The following is a 16315-nucleotide window of genomic DNA, read 5'->3' on the forward strand; positions in this document are numbered from 1 at the left end:
GACCCGCCGGCGCCTGTCCGGCATGGTAGGGGATTATCGTTATCATAAACGGTGTAGTTCCAGCCAGTGCGCATTTCCGTGCCGGGCAAGCTCTGGATCCAGCCCGCCGAAGTCGTACGCTTTACCTGCTTTCAGACCCGTCGCACCCATGAATAATTCCCCTTCCTTTGCGGTTCCCCTTGCTGACCTTTCCGTTCTGCGCGCCTCGGGCGCCGATGCGGCTGCCTTCCTGCATGGCCAGCTTACCCAGGACATTACCGGCCTGCCCCCCGGCCAGGCCCGGCTGGCGGGCTACTGCACGCCCAAGGGCCGCCTGCTGGGCACCCTCGTCATCTGCCGCGACCCGGCGCAACCAGAAGATTTCGTCGCGCTGGTCAAGGCTGACATCGCCCAGGCCCTGGCCAAGCGGCTGTCGATGTTCATTTTGCGGGCCAAGGCCAAGCTCACGGTCGAACCCATTGCGGTATGGGGCGTGCAGCTTGCGGCCGGCCAACAGGCCGCCTCCCTGCCCTTCGCTCCTCCGGTCGACGACGCGCCCTTCAGCGTGGCGCAGACAGACCAGGGAACCTGGATAGCCGCCCCGCGCGCCGAAGCCGGCCCGCGGCGCTGGTGGCTGCTTGACGGCCAGAACCCGCCCACGGAAGACCACGACGCCAGCCGCCTCGCGGCATGGCAGGCTGCCGACATTGCCGCCGGCCTGCCCTGGATACAAGCCGCCACCCAAGACGTCTTCATTCCGCAAACGCTCAATCTCGACCTGATCGAAGGCGTCAATTTCACCAAAGGCTGCTATCCCGGCCAGGAAGTGGTGGCCCGCAGCCATTACCGGGGCACCATCAAGCGCCGCATGGCCTACGGCATTGCGCAGCCGGGCGGGCCCGCCGATTCGCTCGCAGGCAGCGACATCTTCGACGCGGCGCGGCCCGAATCGCCCAGCGGCCGGGTCGTCAATGCCGCCTCTGGCGACGGCGAAACCCATCTGCTGCTCGAGGTCCACCTGGCCGACCTGGGCACGGCCGAATATCGGCTGGGCTCCATACAGGGCCCCCACATCGGCATTCAGCCCCTGCCCTATCACATCGACAGCGTCGAGGCTGGTTGAATATGGGGCGCCCGGGCGTAGTTTGCCTGCGCGCCCGCTGCCACACCCAGGGCGTTCAGACACCCAGATCGGCAAGCGGATGGGCCACGCCCGCCGGCCAGGCCGGCACGAAAAAGCGCTGCACCCACTCTTCGTCGGCCTGGGCTATTGAGGACGGCTGCCAGCGGGGCGACATGTCCTTGTCGATAAGCAGGGCGCGCACGCCCTCGCGAAAGTTTTCGCCGGCCACGCATTGCAGTATGGCCGTATACTCCATCTGGAAAACCTGGGCCAGCGACAGGCCCCGCGCCTTCTTCTGCAACGTGAAACCCAAGCGCGCAGACCCCGGCGAGCCCCGCATGAAAGTCTGTGCCGCACGCGCCAGCCAGGTGTTGGAGGCGTCGTGCCAGCCTGCGATGCCGGCGCAGATGGCCTCGAAGTCGGGCCCGTCGCATTGTTCGGCGATACGTTCGTAGAGTTTCCGCAACGGCGCCGGACAATTCATGTCGGTCGGGGCCAGCGAACGCAGGACACGATCCAGCAAGACAGCGTTTTCGTTTCGGCCGGAAGACCAGGGCGTACCCTGCAGCGCCCGAACAAGGGCTTGCCAACCGCCCGAGTGCAGAGTGTAGTCGGCCAGGCCCAGATGGCGGCAATCCGCGGCATCGAGCTGGGCGCCGGTAAGGGCCAGGAAGGTGCCTATGCCCGCGGGCAGGCGCTCGAGCATCCAGCTTGCGCCCACATCGGGAAATATGCCGATGGTGATCTCGGGCATGGCGAAGCGGGTGGTTTCCGTGACGACCCGGTGGCTGGCCCCCATCATCAGGCCGACGCCGCCGCCCATGACGATGCCGCTGCCCCAGCACAGCACGGGCTTGGCATAGCGGTGTATGTGGTAGTCAAGCCGGTATTCGACGGCGAAGAAATCCCGCGCGTATTCATTGCCCCAGGCATCGCCCGGCGTGGCCTCGCGCATCGAGGCATAGAGGCTGTGCAGGTCGCCGCCCGCGCAAAAGGCCTTGCCGCCCTCGCCCCGCAGCACCACCAGCGCCACGGCGTCGTCCTCTTCCCACAGGGTAAGCTGCCGGTCCAGGTCGGCGCACATCTGCAGCGTCAGGCCATTGAGGGTCCGGGGGCGATTCAGGGTCGCCACGGCGATGCGGCGGCCGTTGCCGGCCTCCAGTGTGTCGAACAAAAGGTCGGTGCTCATGTTCAGGGGCTCCGGTTTGCTGCGGTCAGGCCGGCCGGCCCCGCGCCGGGCCCGGCTTGCCGCGGTTCATGAATTGCCGGCGTCGCGCACGCGGCGGGGCCGAAACTGCGGCTGCCGCCCCGCCGCCTTGCGATGCTCGGCACGGCGGCGGCGCGATTCCATGGGGTCGAAGTCGAGGGGCCGGTAGATTTCGATGCGATCGCCCTCGGCAACCGGCTCTTCAAGATGGCAGCGGCGCCCGAAAATGCCCACCGCCGGCGCCTCGCTGGGGTAATCGGGAAACGCCTCGGCGAAACCGCTAAGCCGAAATACCGTGCCCACATCGGTACCCTCCGGCACGGCCAGCTTGGTTTGCCATGCGTTGCCGCACTCGGCATACACGACGCTGACCTGCACCGTGCCATGCGCACCTCTCGCGTGCCGCCCCGCGGCATCCGGCAAGGCTGTCGCCGGAGGAGACGCACCAGGGCGGCGCCTGACGGCCTCAATCTCCATAACAGGCCTGTGCGCGCTGCGTGAACGAGTCGATGAAGCTGGTGGCAATGCGGTTGAAGACGGGCCCCACTACCATCTCGAGCGCCCGGTTTGAAAACGCGTATTCCATGGTGTAAAGCACTTTGCACGCATCGGGAGCCAGTTCCTGGAAGCGCCAGGTACCGGTCAGGGCCGAAAACGGGCCGTCGACCAGGTGAAAGGTGATTTCTTCGGGATAGCGGTGTTCGTTGCGGGTGGTGAAGGTTTGCTTGATGCCCGCGATGCTGATGGTAATCGACGCCTGCATGCCGTGTTCATCCCGCTGCTGCACCACCGCGCCGCCACACCAGGGCATGAACTCGGGGTATTTGTCGACGTCGGCGACCAGATCGAACATCTGCGCCTGGTTGTAGGGTACGAGTACGGAGCGTTGGACTGTATGCATCGAGTGTCGTTAATGGATAGAATGTATTGATTTTACCTTCTACCGCAAGAACCCTTGATTCATGAGCATTGTCGACAACCGCAAGGCAACCCACGATTACTTCATCGAAGACCGCTTCGAAGCGGGCCTCGTGCTCGAGGGCTGGGAGGTCAAGGCCATACGCGCGGGCCACGTGCAGATCAAGGAAAGCTACATCATCGTGCGCGACGGCGAGATCTTTGTGGTGGGCATGCACATCAGCCCGCTGCCTACGGCCTCAACCCACATACACCCGAACTCCACCCGCACGCGCAAGCTGCTGCTCAAGGCCGAAGAAATCAAGAAGCTCATCGGCAAGGTAGAGCAGCGCGGCTACACGCTGGTGCCGCTGAACCTGCATTACAAGAACGGCCGCATCAAGATGGACTTCGGCCTGGGCCGCGGCAAGAAGCTGCACGACAAGCGCGACACCGCGCGCGACAAAGACTGGGCGCGCGAAAAAGAGCGCCTGATGAAGCACGACCTGCGCAATAAATAGTACGGCCCCGGCAAGCTAGCGCCCGAAGGCAAACCCTTCCAGCTCGAGCAACGCCACCTTGCGCTCCAGCCCGCCCGTATAGCCGGTAAGGGTCCGGTTGCTGCCTATGATGCGATGGCAAGGTACGACGATGGCCACCGGATTGCGCCCCACGGCGGTGCCCACCGGACGGCCGTGCCCTGTGGTCAGACCGGCCTGCAGCGCCAGGTCGCCATATGACACCACTTCGCCATAGGGCACCTCGCACAGCGCATTCCAGACCTTGATCTGAAACGTCGTGCCCTTCAGTTGCAAGGGAAAGCCGAATCTCTTCCGTTCACCGGCGAAATATTCCGCCAGCTCTTCCCGCACCCGGGAGAACAGCTCGACCGCGCTGGCGGGCGTTTCCGCCGCCAGCAGCTCCAGGGCCGCGTCCTCATTGCCTGACGAAATCCGCCCCCGCAAAACGCCTTCGCCGCTCTCTTCGTCCAGCCCCGGAAGCTGGCCCTCGGCCGGCCGCCGTGCCGGGCGCAGGGTGCGCAAGGGCACGCCGCCCGCCGTGCCCGAGCCTGGCCGGCTCGAATCAGAGCGAACCCCCGGCCCGTCGGCCAGCGGCGGACAATCCTTTTGATCGGTGAAATACAGCCCCGCAAGCCCCGCACCGTCGCCGCAAAGCAGAATGGGGCCAAAGGGAGAATCGATGCGCGCGCGATACATGGCAGACTGTTCGGTAGACAAGCGTGAAGGTGGCGCCGCCGCCAATGCGGTTGAGGCAATGGCTGCGGCTAATGCAGTTTAACTCTGGGCGCGCTGCGCTTGAGCAGCAGGCGTCCGATCGCCATCACGAAGGTACGCCCCGCCCCCAGCACCGCCAGGTGATGCATCAGGTGCAGGCTCATGTACATCATGCGCGCTACCAGGCCCTCGACGAACCAGCTTTTGCCAGAGAGCACGCCCATCAGGCTGCCCACGCCCCGCGTATGGCCCACCGACACCAGGGAACCGTAGTCCTTGAAGCGGAACGTCGCCTGGGGCGGCTCGCGGCCCTCGATGCGGTCGCGCAATAGGGGAATGAGGAAGTCGGCCTGCTGGTGGGCCACCTGCGCCCGGGCCGGCAGGAACTCGCCTTCTTTGTCCCAGGGCGCCTGGGCGCAGTCGCCAATGGCGAAGATATGCGGATCGTCGGTGCGCAGCATGCGGTCGACCACGATCTGGTTGCGGTGGTTCACGTTCAGGCCCAGGCCGGCCAGGAAGGCGGGCGCCTCGATGCCGGCCGCCCAGACACATATGTCGGAAGGATATTGCCTGCCTTCGGCGTCGGTCAGGCTGTCTTCCTGAACGGAAGCGACCCGCACCGAAGTCTTGACCTCGATGCCGCGCTCTTGCAGCAGGCGCTGGGCCGCGTCGGACATCTTGGGTGGCAGCGCCGAAAGAATGCGGCCGGCTCCTTCGAGCAAGGTGATGCGTATGCTGTGGGCCGGATCCAGCCTGTCAAGGCCGTAGTAGCGGATGTTCTTGCTGGCCTCGACCAGTTCGGCCGCCAGCTCGACGCCCGTGGCGCCTCCGCCCACGATGGCGATATTCAGGGGCCGGGGCGGCTGGGAGCCATTGTTGGCGATGACCAGCTTGCGAAGGAACAGCTTGCGGAAATGCTCGGCCTGTTCGGTTGAGTCGAGCGCCACCGCGTATTCGCGCGCGCCGGGCGTACCGAAGAAGTTGGAGCGGCTGCCCACCGCCAGCACCAGCGTGTCGTAGGCGATTTCGCGGGCGGGAAAGAGTTCGTGCTGCTCGTCCATCACGGCATCGAGCCGTATGCTGCGCGCGGCGCGGTCCACGCCCGCAAAAGCACCATAAATGAAGGTAAAGCCGCTGTCCTTGGCCATCATGGCGTACGACAAGCCTTCGCGGTGGATGTCCAGCGTGCCGGCCGCCACTTCATGCAGCGAGGGCTTCCAGATATGATCGGGAGAGCTGTCGACCAGGAAGACCTGATCGGGCCCGAAGCGGCGCCCCAGCTTGGCCGCAAGCTCCAGCCCGCCGGCGCCGCCGCCGACGATCACCACCTTGTGCGCCTGCTTGTCCATGCATGCTCCCTTGAATGACCGAACTCATGGGCGGGACGAACCGCATCTGCGGCGGCAAGCGCCTGCCCGTTCCTTTTTTAACATGAAGCTGCTTGAGTTCGGCCCTTCGGCGCGCATCCGGCGCGCGCGAGCCCGCCGGCTTGATTCACTGGGCGGCGGGCATGCGCACGTTCTTGTCGAGGTAGTCGTTGGTGAACATCGTGGCGGGGTCGAAGTCTTTGTCCAGGCCGATCAGGGACTTCACCAGGTCGTAGTCGGCCTGGACCCGTTCCCCATCGAATGCGCCCAGCGCCACGGTGGTGGTCGTCTGGTCGCGCATCAGGTCTTTGATGCGGCCCCATTGGTCGCGCTGGTTGTCGGGGCTCAAGCCGCTGACGCTGGCGATCAGGGCTTCCAGGCAGGGTTCGAAATCTTTGACGCAGGCCTGGTAGGCCCGCTGCGTAATGGACGCGAAGGTCTTGACCGCCTCGGGCTTGGACGCCAAGTACTCGCTGTTGACGAACAGGGAATTGCCGTACATGTTCAAGCCGGCATCGCGCCAGGCAATGAAACCCAGGTCGTCGCCGAACTCGCGCACCTTCAGGTCATGCTCGTTGTAGAAGTCGCTGATGATGTCGACCGACTTGCTTTTCAGCGCGCCCACCTTGGCCTGCGGGCTGAGGTTGACGAAGCGAACCGAAGCCGGATCGATGCCGATCTTCTTGGCGAATGCGGGCCACATCAGCCGCGAGGCATCGCCCGGAGGGTTGCCGATCTTATGGCTGGGGAATTCTTTGGGGCCTTCTATGCCCGAGGACTTGAGCCAGTAGAAGCCCTGGGGGCTGTTGGCGTAGATGGCCATCACCGCCTTGAGTTCGGCGCCCTTGCCCACTGCCTGAAGCGCGGTGGGGAAATCGGAAATGCCGAACTGGGCGCCGCCCGACCCCACGCGCTGGGCCGACAATGCCGAACCCTTGCCCGCCTCGATGTTCAGCTCGATGCCGGCGTCCTTGTACCAGCCTTGCGCTTTGGCATAATAGAGCGGCGCATGGTCGGCTGTCGGCGTCCAGTTAAGCATGAGATTGATGGATTCGGCGGCCACAGCCCCCGTACCGCTTGCCAGAAACAACGCAGCGCTTATTGCGGGAAGAACGACAGACAATCGTGTACGCATAATGCTCACTCCCTACGAAAAGTTGAGTGCCAGAGGCGGGCCCAGGCTGATTGCCTGAAGGTATAATTCATACTACCAACTGTTTGGTTGATAAACAATCAGAGAAAACCACGACGTCGCCATGGCCAGTCCCGTTCCTCGCAAATCCTCTTCGTCCCCTGCGCGGCGAGACGCCGCCGCCACCCAGGCCATACTCATCCAGGCCGCCATCAGTGAATTCTCACGCAACGGCTTCGCCGGGGCCCGGGTCGATGAAATCGCGCGCACGGCCGGCGTCAACAAGCAATTGGTCTATCACTACTTCAACAGCAAGCAGGGGCTGTATCTAGTAGCACTCGAATCGGTCTATGCCGAAATCCGCGAAAAGGAAAAACACCTTTCGCTGGAAGCGCTCGAGCCGCTCGAAGCCATGTCGCAGCTGGTCGCCTTTTCGTTCGACTATCTGGCCGCGCACCCCGAGTTCATCGCACTGCTCAGCGACGAAAACCGCAACCGGGCCAGCCACATCCTCGAATCCCGCGTGCTGCGCAAAATGCACTCGCCCTTCATCGACATGCTCGATGCCACCCTGAAGCAAGGCGTGGCGCGCGGCGTGTTCCGCGACGACATCGACGCGCTCAATCTGTATATCTCCATCGCCGGCATCTCTTACTTCTTTTTCTCGAACAACCACACCCTGTCGGCAATATTCGGGAAATCCCTAGGCTCACGGGCGGCGCTGGCTCAAAGGCGCCGCCACGTCATTGATTTCGCCCTGAACGCCCTGCGCCCCTAGCCTCGCGCACCCGAAGTTAATCAACCATTTGGTTGACAGCGCGCCTCCGCTGCGCCTATCATTTTTTCAGGTCATCGCCTTGCGAGAAAAATTGATATGCCCGCAGCCAGCAACGCATCCTCGAAATCCCGCAGCGTCTCCCCGATAGAGCTTTCGGCGCTTCAGCGCTGGGCGGCCATTGTCGGCGTGCACGTGGCCTGCCTTGTTCTATGGGAAGCCGCCGTCCGCGTCTTCTCGATCCAATCGTTCATCCTGCCGGCGCCGTCTCAAATCGTCGCGACGCTGTTCAACGAAAACTACCGCTGGGCCTTCAACACCGGCGTCACCGCGCTGGAAGTCTTCGGCGGCTACGCCTTCGGCCTGGTCCTTGGCATCTTGAGCGCCCTGCTGTTCATCACCAGCCGCAAGCTCATGCTGCTGGCCTTCCCCCTACTGGTCACCCTGAACATGATCCCCAAGGTGGCGCTGGGGCCGCTGATCATCGTGTGGTTCAGCTATGGCATCTGGCCGAACATCCTCATCACGTTCAGCCTTTGCTACTTTCCCATCCTGCTGACCACCATCCGCGGCCTTAACGAAACCGAACCCGACCTGCTGAACCTGGTGCGCGCCCTGAACGGATCGCGCTGGCAGCTGTTCCGCTACATCCAGCTTCCGGGCTCGCTGCCCTATGTGTTCTCGGGCATGAAGGTCGCCACCATACTGGCCGTCGCCGGCGCGGTGGTGGGCGAATTCATCGCGTCCGACAAAGGCCTGGGCTACCTGATGATCCAGGTGCAGGCCTCGCTCGACACCGCCGCCGTTTTCATGGCTGTACTCCTCATCACCGGCCTTGGCGTACTGCTCTACCTGCTGGTCTTGCTGCTAGAGCGGTTCTTCATCACTCAGGACGCTAGAATCCAATGACACTCTCCACGCACACCGCCTCTGTACTGAACGACGTCGCGTTTCCCGAACGCTTCGAAACCGAACAGGCCCTTGACGAGTATCTGGCCCTTCCCTCGCGCGAGCTCATCGACGACCTGGCTCGAATCGACGGCGACCTGATGATATTGGGTGTGGGCGGAAAAATGGGCCCCACCATGGCGCGCCTGGCGCGCAACGCCCTGCCGGCGGGCCGCCGCGTCATTGCGGTCGCGCGCTTCAGCGACCCCGCCGTTCGCAAGATGCTTGAAGACCACGGCGTCGAGACCATTGCCTGCGACCTGCTCGATGCCCAGGCCCTGACCACGCTGCCCAAGTGCGGAAACATCGTCTTCATGGCCGGCCACAAGTTCGGCGCCGACGCCAACAGTCCCCTGACCTGGACCATGAACGTCCACGTGCCGGCCCTCGTCGCGCAAACCTTCACCGCCTCGCGCATCGTGGCGTTCTCCACCGCCTGCGTCTACCCCTTCGTACCGGTCAACAGCCAGGGCGCCCACGAGAGCCTCGCCCCGAATCCCCCCGGCGAATACTCCAACTCCTGCGTTGGGCGCGAACGCCTGTTCGAGTATTTCTCGCAGCAGCATTCGACCCCGGGCCGGCTGTTTCGCCTGAGCTATGCCATCGACCTGCGCTACGGCGTGCTGTCCGACGTGGCGACCAAGGTCTGGCATGGCGAACCCGTAGACGTCACCATGGGCCACGTCAATGTCATCTGGCAAGGCGATGCCAATTCGCAGGCCCTGCGCTGCCTGGCGCACGCCACCACACCCACCTCGCCACTGAACGTCAGCGGTCCTGAAACCATATCCATACGCTGGCTGGCCGAAGAATTCGGGCGGCGCTTCGGCAAGCCCCCCGTCATCACGGGCGAAGAAGCCCCCACCGCCTGGATCATGAACACCGGCGAGGCCGAGCGCCTGTTCGGCTATCCGCGCGTGCCGCTGTCGCGGCAGATCAACTGGGTCGCCGACTGGACCCAGCGAGGCGGCAAGCTGTACGGCAAACCCACCAAGTTCGAATCCCGCGATGGCAAGTACTGAATCCCGCCCCGTCGAAGTCGACACGCTGTCGGCCCTGACGCCGGAAAGCCAGGCCATGCTCGACGAGCTGGTCGAGCAAAGCCATTGGAACCAGACAGCGCAAGACTGGGCGATTTTCTCCCGGCTGGGCTCGGTCCATGTCGTGCGGGACGAGCATAAGCGGATCGTAGCCAGCGGCGCCGTCCTTCCCCTTGGAGACAGCGCGGCCTGGATCAGCCTGATCCTGGTCACCCCGCCGCGACGCGGCCAAGGGCTGGGACGCGCGGTGTTCGAGCACTGCCTGAAAGAAGTCCAGGCTTCGGGCCGCACCGCCATGCTCGACGCCACGCCCGATGGCGAACGGCTGTACCGGCAATACTCGTTTGCGGCCTTGTGGCGGTTTACCCGCTGGCACCGTGCCGGTGTGGGGGGCGCGCAAACGGGCGCAAGGCCGCATGCGCCCATCGCCCTTGAAACCATCGCCGCCTTGGACGGCCAGGCGCTCGGCTTTGCCCGCCATGCCCTGCTGGCCGACCTGATGGCACGGGAAGACACCGATGTGGTGCGTCACGCCGAGGCAATGGCCATCGTCCGCGCCGGCCGCGTGGCCCGCCATATCGGGCCGCTGCTGGCCAGCAACGAACAGGCCGCCGCGCAACTGCTGGGCGACATCGCCAGCTCCACGGCCGACGCCTTGTTCATCGACGTTCCCGACGACCGCCCCCTGATGCGCGACGCGCTGTGCGCAGCCGGCTTTGCCCCGCAGCGCGGTTTTGCCCGCATGGCGCTGGGCGATGCGGCGCCGCAAGGCATGACCGCCTTCATGCATGCCGTCGCCGGACCCGAGTTCGGATAGCCCCCCAATACAGGAGCCCTCATGCCCTTGCAACGATCCGATCTTTCCCAGGATGTTCTGGCGCAATTTGCGCAAGGCACGGTCATTCCCGCCCACCCCCTTGCCCTGGATGCGCAGCGCCGGTTCGACCGCCAGCGCCAGCGCGCGCTCACCCGCTACTACGTCGACGCCGGGGCCGGCGGGCTGGCGGTGGGCGTGCACACCACCCAGTTCAATATCCGCGAGCACGGCTTGTACGAAACGGTGCTGCGCGCCGCCATCGAGGATCAACAGGCCTGGACATCGCGGCCGATGATCATGATCGCGGGGCTGTGCGGCAACACCGCGCAAGCCTGCTCAGAAGCCGGCACCGCCGTAGGCCTGGGCTACCACGCGGGCTTGCTCAGCCTGGCGGCGCTGGCCCCGGCCTCCGAAGACGAGCTGATTGCCCACTGTGAAGCCGTAAGCCGCGAAATCCCGATTATCGGTTTTTATCTGCAGACGGCCGTTGGCGGCCCCGTACTGTCCAGTGGTTTCTGGCGCCGCTTCGCCTCGATTCCCAATGCCCTGGCCATCAAGGTCGCGCCCTTCAACCGCTATCGCACCATCGACGTGGTGCGCGGAGTCGTCGAGGCACGCGCCGAAGAACGCGTATTCCTGTATACCGGCAACGATGACCACATCGTGCTGGACCTGGCCTTGCCCTTTACCGCCATGCGAGAGGGCCAGCCTGTCACGGTACGCTTTCGGGGCGGCCTGCTGGGCCACTGGTCGGTGTGGACGGCCAGCGCCGTGAAGCAACTGGCGCGGATCAAGTCCGCGCTCGCCGCCAATGGCGGCCGACTCGACCCCGAGCTGCTCGCCCTGGACTCTCGCGTCACCGACTGCAATTCGGCCTTTTTCGATGTCGCCAACAATTTTCAGGGCTGCATTGCGGGTTGTCACGAAGTCTTGCGCCGCCAGGGCCTGCTGCAGGGCACTTGGTGCCTCGACCCCGGCGAAAGCATGGGGCCCGGCCAGTCTGAACAGATCGACCGGGTCTATGCACTGCACGGCGACTTGAGCGACGATGCTTTCGTGCGCGATAACCTGGCAAGGTGGCTGGCATGATGACAAGTACTTCAGAAACTCCGCTCAGGCCGGCTCAGGCTTCGCCGGGCGAAGCGCTTATCCAGATGCGCCAGCTGCGCAAGGTCTATCGCAAGCGCAACGAAGAATTCCTTGCCGTCTCCGACGTATCCATGGACATCCACGAAGGCGACATGGTGTCGCTGGTGGGCCCTTCCGGCTGCGGCAAATCGACATTGCTGAAGATCCTGGCCGGCCTGCACGAGCATGACGGCGGCACTTTGCAAATTGGCGGCCCGAACAATGTCTTCAATCCGGGACGCGATGTCGGCATGGTGTTCCAGCAGCCCGTGCTGCTCAAATGGCGCACCATCCTGGATAACGTGCTCTTGCCCGCCGACATCCTGGGCCTGAATAAAAAGGCGGCCACCGCGCGCGCCCACGAACTGCTCGACATGGTCGGCCTGACCGGTTTTGCCGACAAGCTGCCGTACGAGCTGTCGGGCGGCATGCAACAGCGCGCCGCCATTGCGCGGGCGCTTATCCACGACCCCAAGCTCGTCCTGATGGACGAACCCTTTGGCGCCCTGGATGCCTTGACGCGCGAAAAAATGAATCTAGAAATGCTGCGCATCTGGGGTGAAACCAAGAAAACCTTCGTGGTGGTGACACACAGCATCCAAGAGGCCGTATTTCTGGGCACCCATTGCGCCGTGCTGACGGCAGGCCCCGCCCGCATGGCTGATTTCTTCGCCATCGACCTGCCGACTCCGCGCCACCTGCTTCTGAAAACGCAGAACGAGTTCGGCGAATACGTGCGCAGAATCTACGACCTGCTCGGAGTCGATTAAAAAAACGCATCACCGGCCGTCCCGCCAACTACCCGGGGGCACTATATGGCAATCAGCGTATTTGACCTGTTCAAGATCGGAATAGGTCCGTCAAGCTCCCATACGGTGGGCCCCATGCGTGCCGCTCGCCTGTTCGCCGCCCACCTGCTCGAAAGCGGGCAGCTCGCCCAGGTTGAACGGGTTCGCGTCATGCTGTATGGCTCGCTGGGCGCCACGGGAAAGGGGCATGCCAGCGACCAGGCCGTGATGCTCGGGCTGGAAGGTCAGGCGCCCGACACGGTCGATATCGATGCCATACCCGCAAGGCTTGCCTCCATACGCCGCGGCAAGCAGTTGATGTTGCTGGGCCAAAAGCCGATTTACTTCGACGAGGCCGAAGACCTGCTTTTCAACCATCGCCAGAGCCTGCCCGGCCACGTCAACGGCATGCGCTTCCAGGCTCTCGACGCCCGGCTGGCCACCCTGGACAGCAAAATCTACTATTCCGTCGGAGGCGGCTTTGTCGCCAGCGAACAGATGCTCGAATCGGGCCAGCCGCCGCAACACGAGGTTGCGCTGCCGCTGGCCTTTCATAGCGCCAAAGCATTGTTGCGGCACACTCAAGAGCAAGACGGCTCGATCGCCCAGGTCATGCGGCGCAACGAAAACCACTGGCGCGACAATGCGCAAATCGACGCCGACCTGCTGGCCATCTGGCGAGCCATGCACGACTGTATACGGTGCGGCTGCAATACCGAGGGCAGCCTGCCCGGAGGCCTGCGCGTATCGCGCAGGGCACCGTCCCTGTACCGCACATTGCAACACTCTTCAGGCACCGCCGGCGACCCGCTGCGCATCGTAGACTGGGTCACGCTTTTTGCGCTGGCCGTCAATGAAGAAAACGCCGCCGGCGGGCGGGTCGTTACCGCGCCGACCAACGGCGCCGCCGGCATCATGCCCGCAGTCCTGCTTTATTATCGGCGCTTCGTTCCGGGTGCCACCGACGAGGGCATCGTCGATTTCCTGCTGACCAGCGGCGCAATAGGCCTGCTATACAAAGAAAACGCCTCCATATCGGGAGCCGAGGTGGGCTGCCAGGGAGAAGTCGGCGTCGCCTGTTCAATGGCGGCCGCCGGGCTCTGCGCCGCACTGGGCGGCACCCCGGGGCAGGTGGAGAATGCCGCCGAGATCGGCATGGAGCATCATCTGGGCCTTACCTGCGATCCCGTCGGAGGGCTGGTGCAAATACCCTGCATCGAACGCAACGCCATCGCCGCCGTCCAGGCCATTACCGCAAGCCGCCTTGCCCTGCAAGGCGACGGCACCCACCATGTCAGCCTTGATCAGGTCATCAAGACCATGCGCGAAACCGGCGCCGACATGATGAGCAAGTACAAGGAAACATCACAGGGCGGGCTGGCCGTGAACATCATCGAGTGTTGATGAACAATGCGCTCCAACGCCAGAAAGCGCCTCGGAAGGCGCTTTCTGGGTGTTCAGGCCGCGCTCGAAGCGCGGCCGGCTTGATGCGGATCAGACCTTGGCGCCGTTGGCCAGGCGCTGCCAGGTCTCGACAACCGTGTCGGGGTTGAGCGACATCGACAGAATGCCTTCGTCGCGCAGCCACTCGGCCAGGTCGGGGTGGTCACTGGGGCCCTGACCGCAGATGCCCACGTACTTGCCGGCGGCCAGGCAGGCCTTGATGGCGCGGTTGAGCATGAACTTGACGGCTTCGTCGCGTTCGTCGAAGTCGGCGGCCAGCAGTTCCATGCCCGAGTCGCGGTCAAGGCCCAGGGTAAGCTGGGTCATGTCGTTGGAACCGATGGAGAAGCCGTCGAAGTACTCGAGGAACTTGTCGGCCAGCAAGGCGTTGGAAGGCACTTCGCACATCATGATCAGGCGCAGGCCGTTCTCACCCCGCGCCAGGCCGTGCTTGGCCAGCAGGTCGACCACCCGCTTGGCCTGCGACAGGGTGCGCACGAAAGGCACCATGATCTCGACGTTGGTCAGGCCCATGTCGTCGCGCACCTTTTTAAGGGCCTCGCACTCCATGCGGAAGCACTCTTCGAACTCGTCGGAGATGTAGCGCGAAGCGCCGCGGAAACCCAGCATGGGGTTTTCTTCTTCGGGCTCGTAGCGCGAGCCGCCCACGAGCTTGCGGTACTCGTTCGACTTGAAGTCGGAGAGGCGCACGATGACCGGCTTGGGATAGAAGGCGGCGCCGATGGTGGCCACGCCTTCGGCCAGCTTGTCGACGAAGAAGGCGCGCGGGCTGGCATAGCCGCGCGCGGCCGATTCAACGGCCTTCTTGAGCTCGCTGTCGACGTTGGGATAGTCGAGCACGGCCTTGGGATGCACGTTGATGTTGTTGTTGATGATGAACTCGAGACGCGCCAGACCGACGCCGGCATTGGGAATCTGCGAGAAATCGAAGGCCAACTGCGGATTGCCGACGTTCATCATGACCTTGAGGCCGATGTCGGGCATTTCGCCCCAGCGCACTTCTTCGATCTCGGTTTCGATCAGGCCGTCGTAGATGCGGCCCTCGTCGCCCTCGGCGCACGAGACGGTGACCTCTTTGCCTTCTTGCAGCACATCGGTGGCGTTGGCGCAGCCCACCACGGCCGGAATGCCCAGCTCGCGGGCGATGATGGCCGCGTGGCAGGTGCGGCCGCCCCGGTTGGTGACGATGGCCGAGGCCAGCTTCATGACGGGTTCCCAGTTGGGGTCGGTCATGTCGGTAACCAGGATGTCGCCGGCCTGGACCTGGTCCATCTGCGAGATGTCGCCCACGATGCGCACCTTGCCCGAGCCGATTTTTTGCCCGATGGCGCGGCCAGTAACCAGGACGTCGCCGGTAGCCTTGAGGCGGTAGCGCTCTTGCACGTCTTGCTTGCCCTGCTGCGACTTGACGGTTTCGGGGCGGGCCTGAAGGATGTAGATCTTGCCGTCGACGCCGTCGCGGCCCCATTCGATGTCCATGGGCCGCTTGTAGTGCTGCTCAATGATGACCGCATAGCGGGCCAGTTCGATGACTTCATCGTCGGTCAGCGAATAGCGGTTGCGCTCGGAAACCGGCACGTCGACGGTGCGCACGGCCACGCCGGCGGTGCGCTGGGGGTCGAATTCCATCTTGATGAGCTTGGAACCGATGCGGCGGCTGATGATGGGATAGTGCCCGGCAGCCAGCGTGGGCTTGAACACGTAGAACTCGTCGGGGTTGACGGCGCCCTGCACCACGGTTTCGCCCAGGCCGTACGACGACGTGATGAAGACCACGTCTTCGAAGCCCGATTCGGTGTCGAGCGTGAACATGACCCCGGCGCTGCCCTTGTCGGAACGCACCATGCGCTGGATGCCGGCCGACAGGGCGACCTCGGCGTGGGCATAGCCCTTGTGCACGCGGTACGATATGGCGCGGTCGTTGTACAGCGAGGCGAACACGTGGCGCACCTTGTCGAGCACGTCGTCGATGCCGACGACGTTCAGGAAGGTTTCCTGCTGGCCGGCAAAAGAGGCGTCGGGCAAGTCTTCGGCGGTGGCCGAAGAACGCACGGCGAAAGAACCCTTGCCGTCGGCGTCGAGCTTGGCAAAGGCCTCGCGGATGGCTTTTTCAAGCTGGGCCGGGAAAGGCGTGTCGACGATCCATTGGCGGATCTGGGCGCCGGCCTCGGCCAGCTCGCGCACGTCTTCGGAATCAAGCGTAGAGAGGCGCTGGGCGATGCGGTCGTCAAGTCCGGTAGACTTGAGGAACTCGCGGAAGGCGTCGGCCGTGGTGGCAAAGCCGCCGGGCACACGCACCCCGGCCCCCGCCAACTGGCTGATCATCTCGCCCAGGGAGGCGTTTTTGCCCCCCACCGAGTCAACGTCCGTCATGCGGAGCTGCTCGAACGATACTACATAAGACATAAAGTCACC

General features: G+C 64.1%; 16 protein-coding genes. 9 read left to right on the forward strand and 7 right to left on the reverse strand.

What is annotated here, in order from left to right; translation table 11 throughout:
* The first annotated feature begins 148 nt into the window (after positions 1–148).
* On the forward strand, positions 149–1102 hold the full coding sequence (gene ygfZ / locus C7440_RS13595) for a CAF17-like 4Fe-4S cluster assembly/insertion protein YgfZ (RefSeq protein WP_116518943.1): 954 nt from the start codon (positions 149–151) through the stop codon (positions 1100–1102).
* 55 nt (positions 1103–1157) lie between these two features.
* On the opposite strand, the gene C7440_RS13600 is transcribed toward ygfZ, so the two are convergent.
* The 3 genes from C7440_RS13600 to C7440_RS13610 all read right to left on the reverse strand — a co-directional run bounded on the left by C7440_RS13600 (position 1158) and on the right by C7440_RS13610 (position 3210).
* Positions 1158–2291: an enoyl-CoA hydratase/isomerase family protein gene (locus C7440_RS13600; RefSeq protein WP_116518944.1), complete on the reverse strand. Its 1134-nt coding sequence runs from the start codon at positions 2289–2291 to the stop codon at positions 1158–1160.
* A 66-nt stretch (positions 2292–2357) separates the two neighbouring features.
* Entirely contained in the window at positions 2358–2732 is a 375-nt protein-coding gene (locus C7440_RS13605; protein WP_243410919.1) for an RnfH family protein, read from the reverse strand.
* A gap of 43 nt (positions 2733–2775) precedes the next feature.
* Positions 2776–3210 (reverse strand): type II toxin-antitoxin system RatA family toxin, encoded by a 435-nt coding sequence (locus tag C7440_RS13610; RefSeq protein ID WP_026067742.1) that lies wholly within the window; start codon positions 3208–3210, stop codon positions 2776–2778.
* Between the two features lie 61 nt (positions 3211–3271).
* On the opposite strand from C7440_RS13610, the gene smpB reads away from it, so the two are divergent.
* Positions 3272–3727 (forward strand): SsrA-binding protein SmpB, encoded by a 456-nt coding sequence (smpB, locus tag C7440_RS13615; protein ID WP_017523452.1) that lies wholly within the window; start codon positions 3272–3274, stop codon positions 3725–3727.
* A gap of 15 nt (positions 3728–3742) precedes the next feature.
* Here the strand turns inward: smpB and C7440_RS13620 are convergent, their stop codons facing one another.
* The 3 genes from C7440_RS13620 to C7440_RS13630 form a co-directional block, all read right to left on the reverse strand.
* Positions 3743–4444, reverse strand: coding sequence for a methylated-DNA--[protein]-cysteine S-methyltransferase (locus tag C7440_RS13620; protein ID WP_243410920.1), 702 nt, complete (start codon positions 4442–4444; stop codon positions 3743–3745).
* A 47-nt stretch (positions 4445–4491) separates the two neighbouring features.
* Positions 4492–5790 (reverse strand): NAD(P)/FAD-dependent oxidoreductase, encoded by a 1299-nt coding sequence (locus tag C7440_RS13625; RefSeq protein WP_017523450.1) that lies wholly within the window; start codon positions 5788–5790, stop codon positions 4492–4494.
* 145 nt (positions 5791–5935) lie between these two features.
* The gene (locus C7440_RS13630) at positions 5936–6943 is read right to left on the reverse strand and encodes an ABC transporter substrate-binding protein (protein ID WP_180064395.1); all 1008 of its coding nucleotides are present in this window, start codon (positions 6941–6943) and stop codon (positions 5936–5938) included.
* 121 nt (positions 6944–7064) lie between these two features.
* Here C7440_RS13630 and C7440_RS13635 point away from each other — a divergent pair, with 121 nt between their 5' ends.
* The 7 genes from C7440_RS13635 to C7440_RS13665 all read left to right on the forward strand — a co-directional run bounded on the left by C7440_RS13635 (position 7065) and on the right by C7440_RS13665 (position 13840).
* Positions 7065–7718, forward strand: a complete 654-nt coding sequence (locus C7440_RS13635; protein ID WP_116518948.1) for a TetR/AcrR family transcriptional regulator — start codon at positions 7065–7067, stop codon at positions 7716–7718.
* A 96-nt stretch (positions 7719–7814) separates the two neighbouring features.
* Positions 7815–8624 (forward strand): ABC transporter permease, encoded by an 810-nt coding sequence (locus C7440_RS13640; RefSeq protein WP_116518949.1) that lies wholly within the window; start codon positions 7815–7817, stop codon positions 8622–8624.
* Positions 8621–9685, forward strand: coding sequence for an NAD-dependent epimerase/dehydratase family protein (locus tag C7440_RS13645; RefSeq protein ID WP_116518950.1), 1065 nt, complete (start codon positions 8621–8623; stop codon positions 9683–9685). The genes C7440_RS13640 and C7440_RS13645 overlap by 4 nt, the downstream gene beginning before the upstream one ends.
* Positions 9672–10520: a GNAT family N-acetyltransferase gene (locus tag C7440_RS13650; protein ID WP_116518951.1), complete on the forward strand. Its 849-nt coding sequence runs from the start codon at positions 9672–9674 to the stop codon at positions 10518–10520. Before C7440_RS13645 ends, C7440_RS13650 begins: the two co-directional genes overlap by 14 nt.
* Before the next feature lie 21 nt (positions 10521–10541).
* A complete protein-coding gene (locus tag C7440_RS13655; protein WP_116518952.1) occupies positions 10542–11609 on the forward strand; it encodes a dihydrodipicolinate synthase family protein in 1068 nt (355 codons plus the stop codon).
* Positions 11606–12418 (forward strand): ABC transporter ATP-binding protein, encoded by an 813-nt coding sequence (locus C7440_RS13660; RefSeq protein WP_207775415.1) that lies wholly within the window; start codon positions 11606–11608, stop codon positions 12416–12418. Before C7440_RS13655 ends, C7440_RS13660 begins: the two co-directional genes overlap by 4 nt.
* A 45-nt stretch (positions 12419–12463) precedes the next feature.
* Positions 12464–13840 carry an L-serine ammonia-lyase gene (locus C7440_RS13665; RefSeq protein ID WP_116518953.1) on the forward strand — a complete coding sequence of 459 codons (1377 nt, stop codon included), beginning with the start codon at positions 12464–12466 and terminating at the stop codon, positions 13838–13840.
* Positions 13841–13930: 90 nt separating this feature from the next.
* Here C7440_RS13665 and ppsA read toward each other — a convergent pair whose 3' ends face one another.
* On the reverse strand, positions 13931–16306 hold the full coding sequence (gene ppsA / locus C7440_RS13670; protein ID WP_116518954.1) for a phosphoenolpyruvate synthase: 2376 nt from the start codon (positions 16304–16306) through the stop codon (positions 13931–13933).
* Positions 16307–16315: the final 9 nt, after the last annotated feature.

Origin of the sequence: Pusillimonas noertemannii, assembly GCF_003096595.1 — a bacterium.
GTDB classification, from domain to species: Bacteria; Pseudomonadota; Gammaproteobacteria; order Burkholderiales; family Burkholderiaceae_B; genus Pusillimonas; species Pusillimonas noertemannii.

Coding starts and splice junctions, on each gene's coding strand:
- C7440_RS13635 (WP_116518948.1), top strand. CDS start 7,065: ATGGCCAGTCCCGTTCCTCGCAAATCCTCTTCGTCCCCTGCGCGGCGA.
- C7440_RS13610 (WP_026067742.1), bottom strand. CDS start 3,210: ATGCATACAGTCCAACGCTCCGTACTCGTACCCTACAACCAGGCGCAG.
- C7440_RS13600 (WP_116518944.1), bottom strand. CDS start 2,291: ATGAGCACCGACCTTTTGTTCGACACACTGGAGGCCGGCAACGGCCGC.
- C7440_RS13650 (WP_116518951.1), top strand. CDS start 9,672: ATGGCAAGTACTGAATCCCGCCCCGTCGAAGTCGACACGCTGTCGGCC.
- C7440_RS13640 (WP_116518949.1), top strand. CDS start 7,815: ATGCCCGCAGCCAGCAACGCATCCTCGAAATCCCGCAGCGTCTCCCCG.
- C7440_RS13625 (WP_017523450.1), bottom strand. CDS start 5,790: ATGGACAAGCAGGCGCACAAGGTGGTGATCGTCGGCGGCGGCGCCGGC.
- C7440_RS13665 (WP_116518953.1), top strand. CDS start 12,464: ATGGCAATCAGCGTATTTGACCTGTTCAAGATCGGAATAGGTCCGTCA.
- C7440_RS13660 (WP_207775415.1), top strand. CDS start 11,606: ATGATGACAAGTACTTCAGAAACTCCGCTCAGGCCGGCTCAGGCTTCG.
- C7440_RS13630 (WP_180064395.1), bottom strand. CDS start 6,943: ATGCGTACACGATTGTCTGTCGTTCTTCCCGCAATAAGCGCTGCGTTG.
- C7440_RS13655 (WP_116518952.1), top strand. CDS start 10,542: ATGCCCTTGCAACGATCCGATCTTTCCCAGGATGTTCTGGCGCAATTT.
- ppsA (WP_116518954.1), bottom strand. CDS start 16,306: ATGTCTTATGTAGTATCGTTCGAGCAGCTCCGCATGACGGACGTTGAC.
- C7440_RS13645 (WP_116518950.1), top strand. CDS start 8,621: ATGACACTCTCCACGCACACCGCCTCTGTACTGAACGACGTCGCGTTT.
- smpB (WP_017523452.1), top strand. CDS start 3,272: ATGAGCATTGTCGACAACCGCAAGGCAACCCACGATTACTTCATCGAA.
- ygfZ (WP_116518943.1), top strand. CDS start 149: ATGAATAATTCCCCTTCCTTTGCGGTTCCCCTTGCTGACCTTTCCGTT.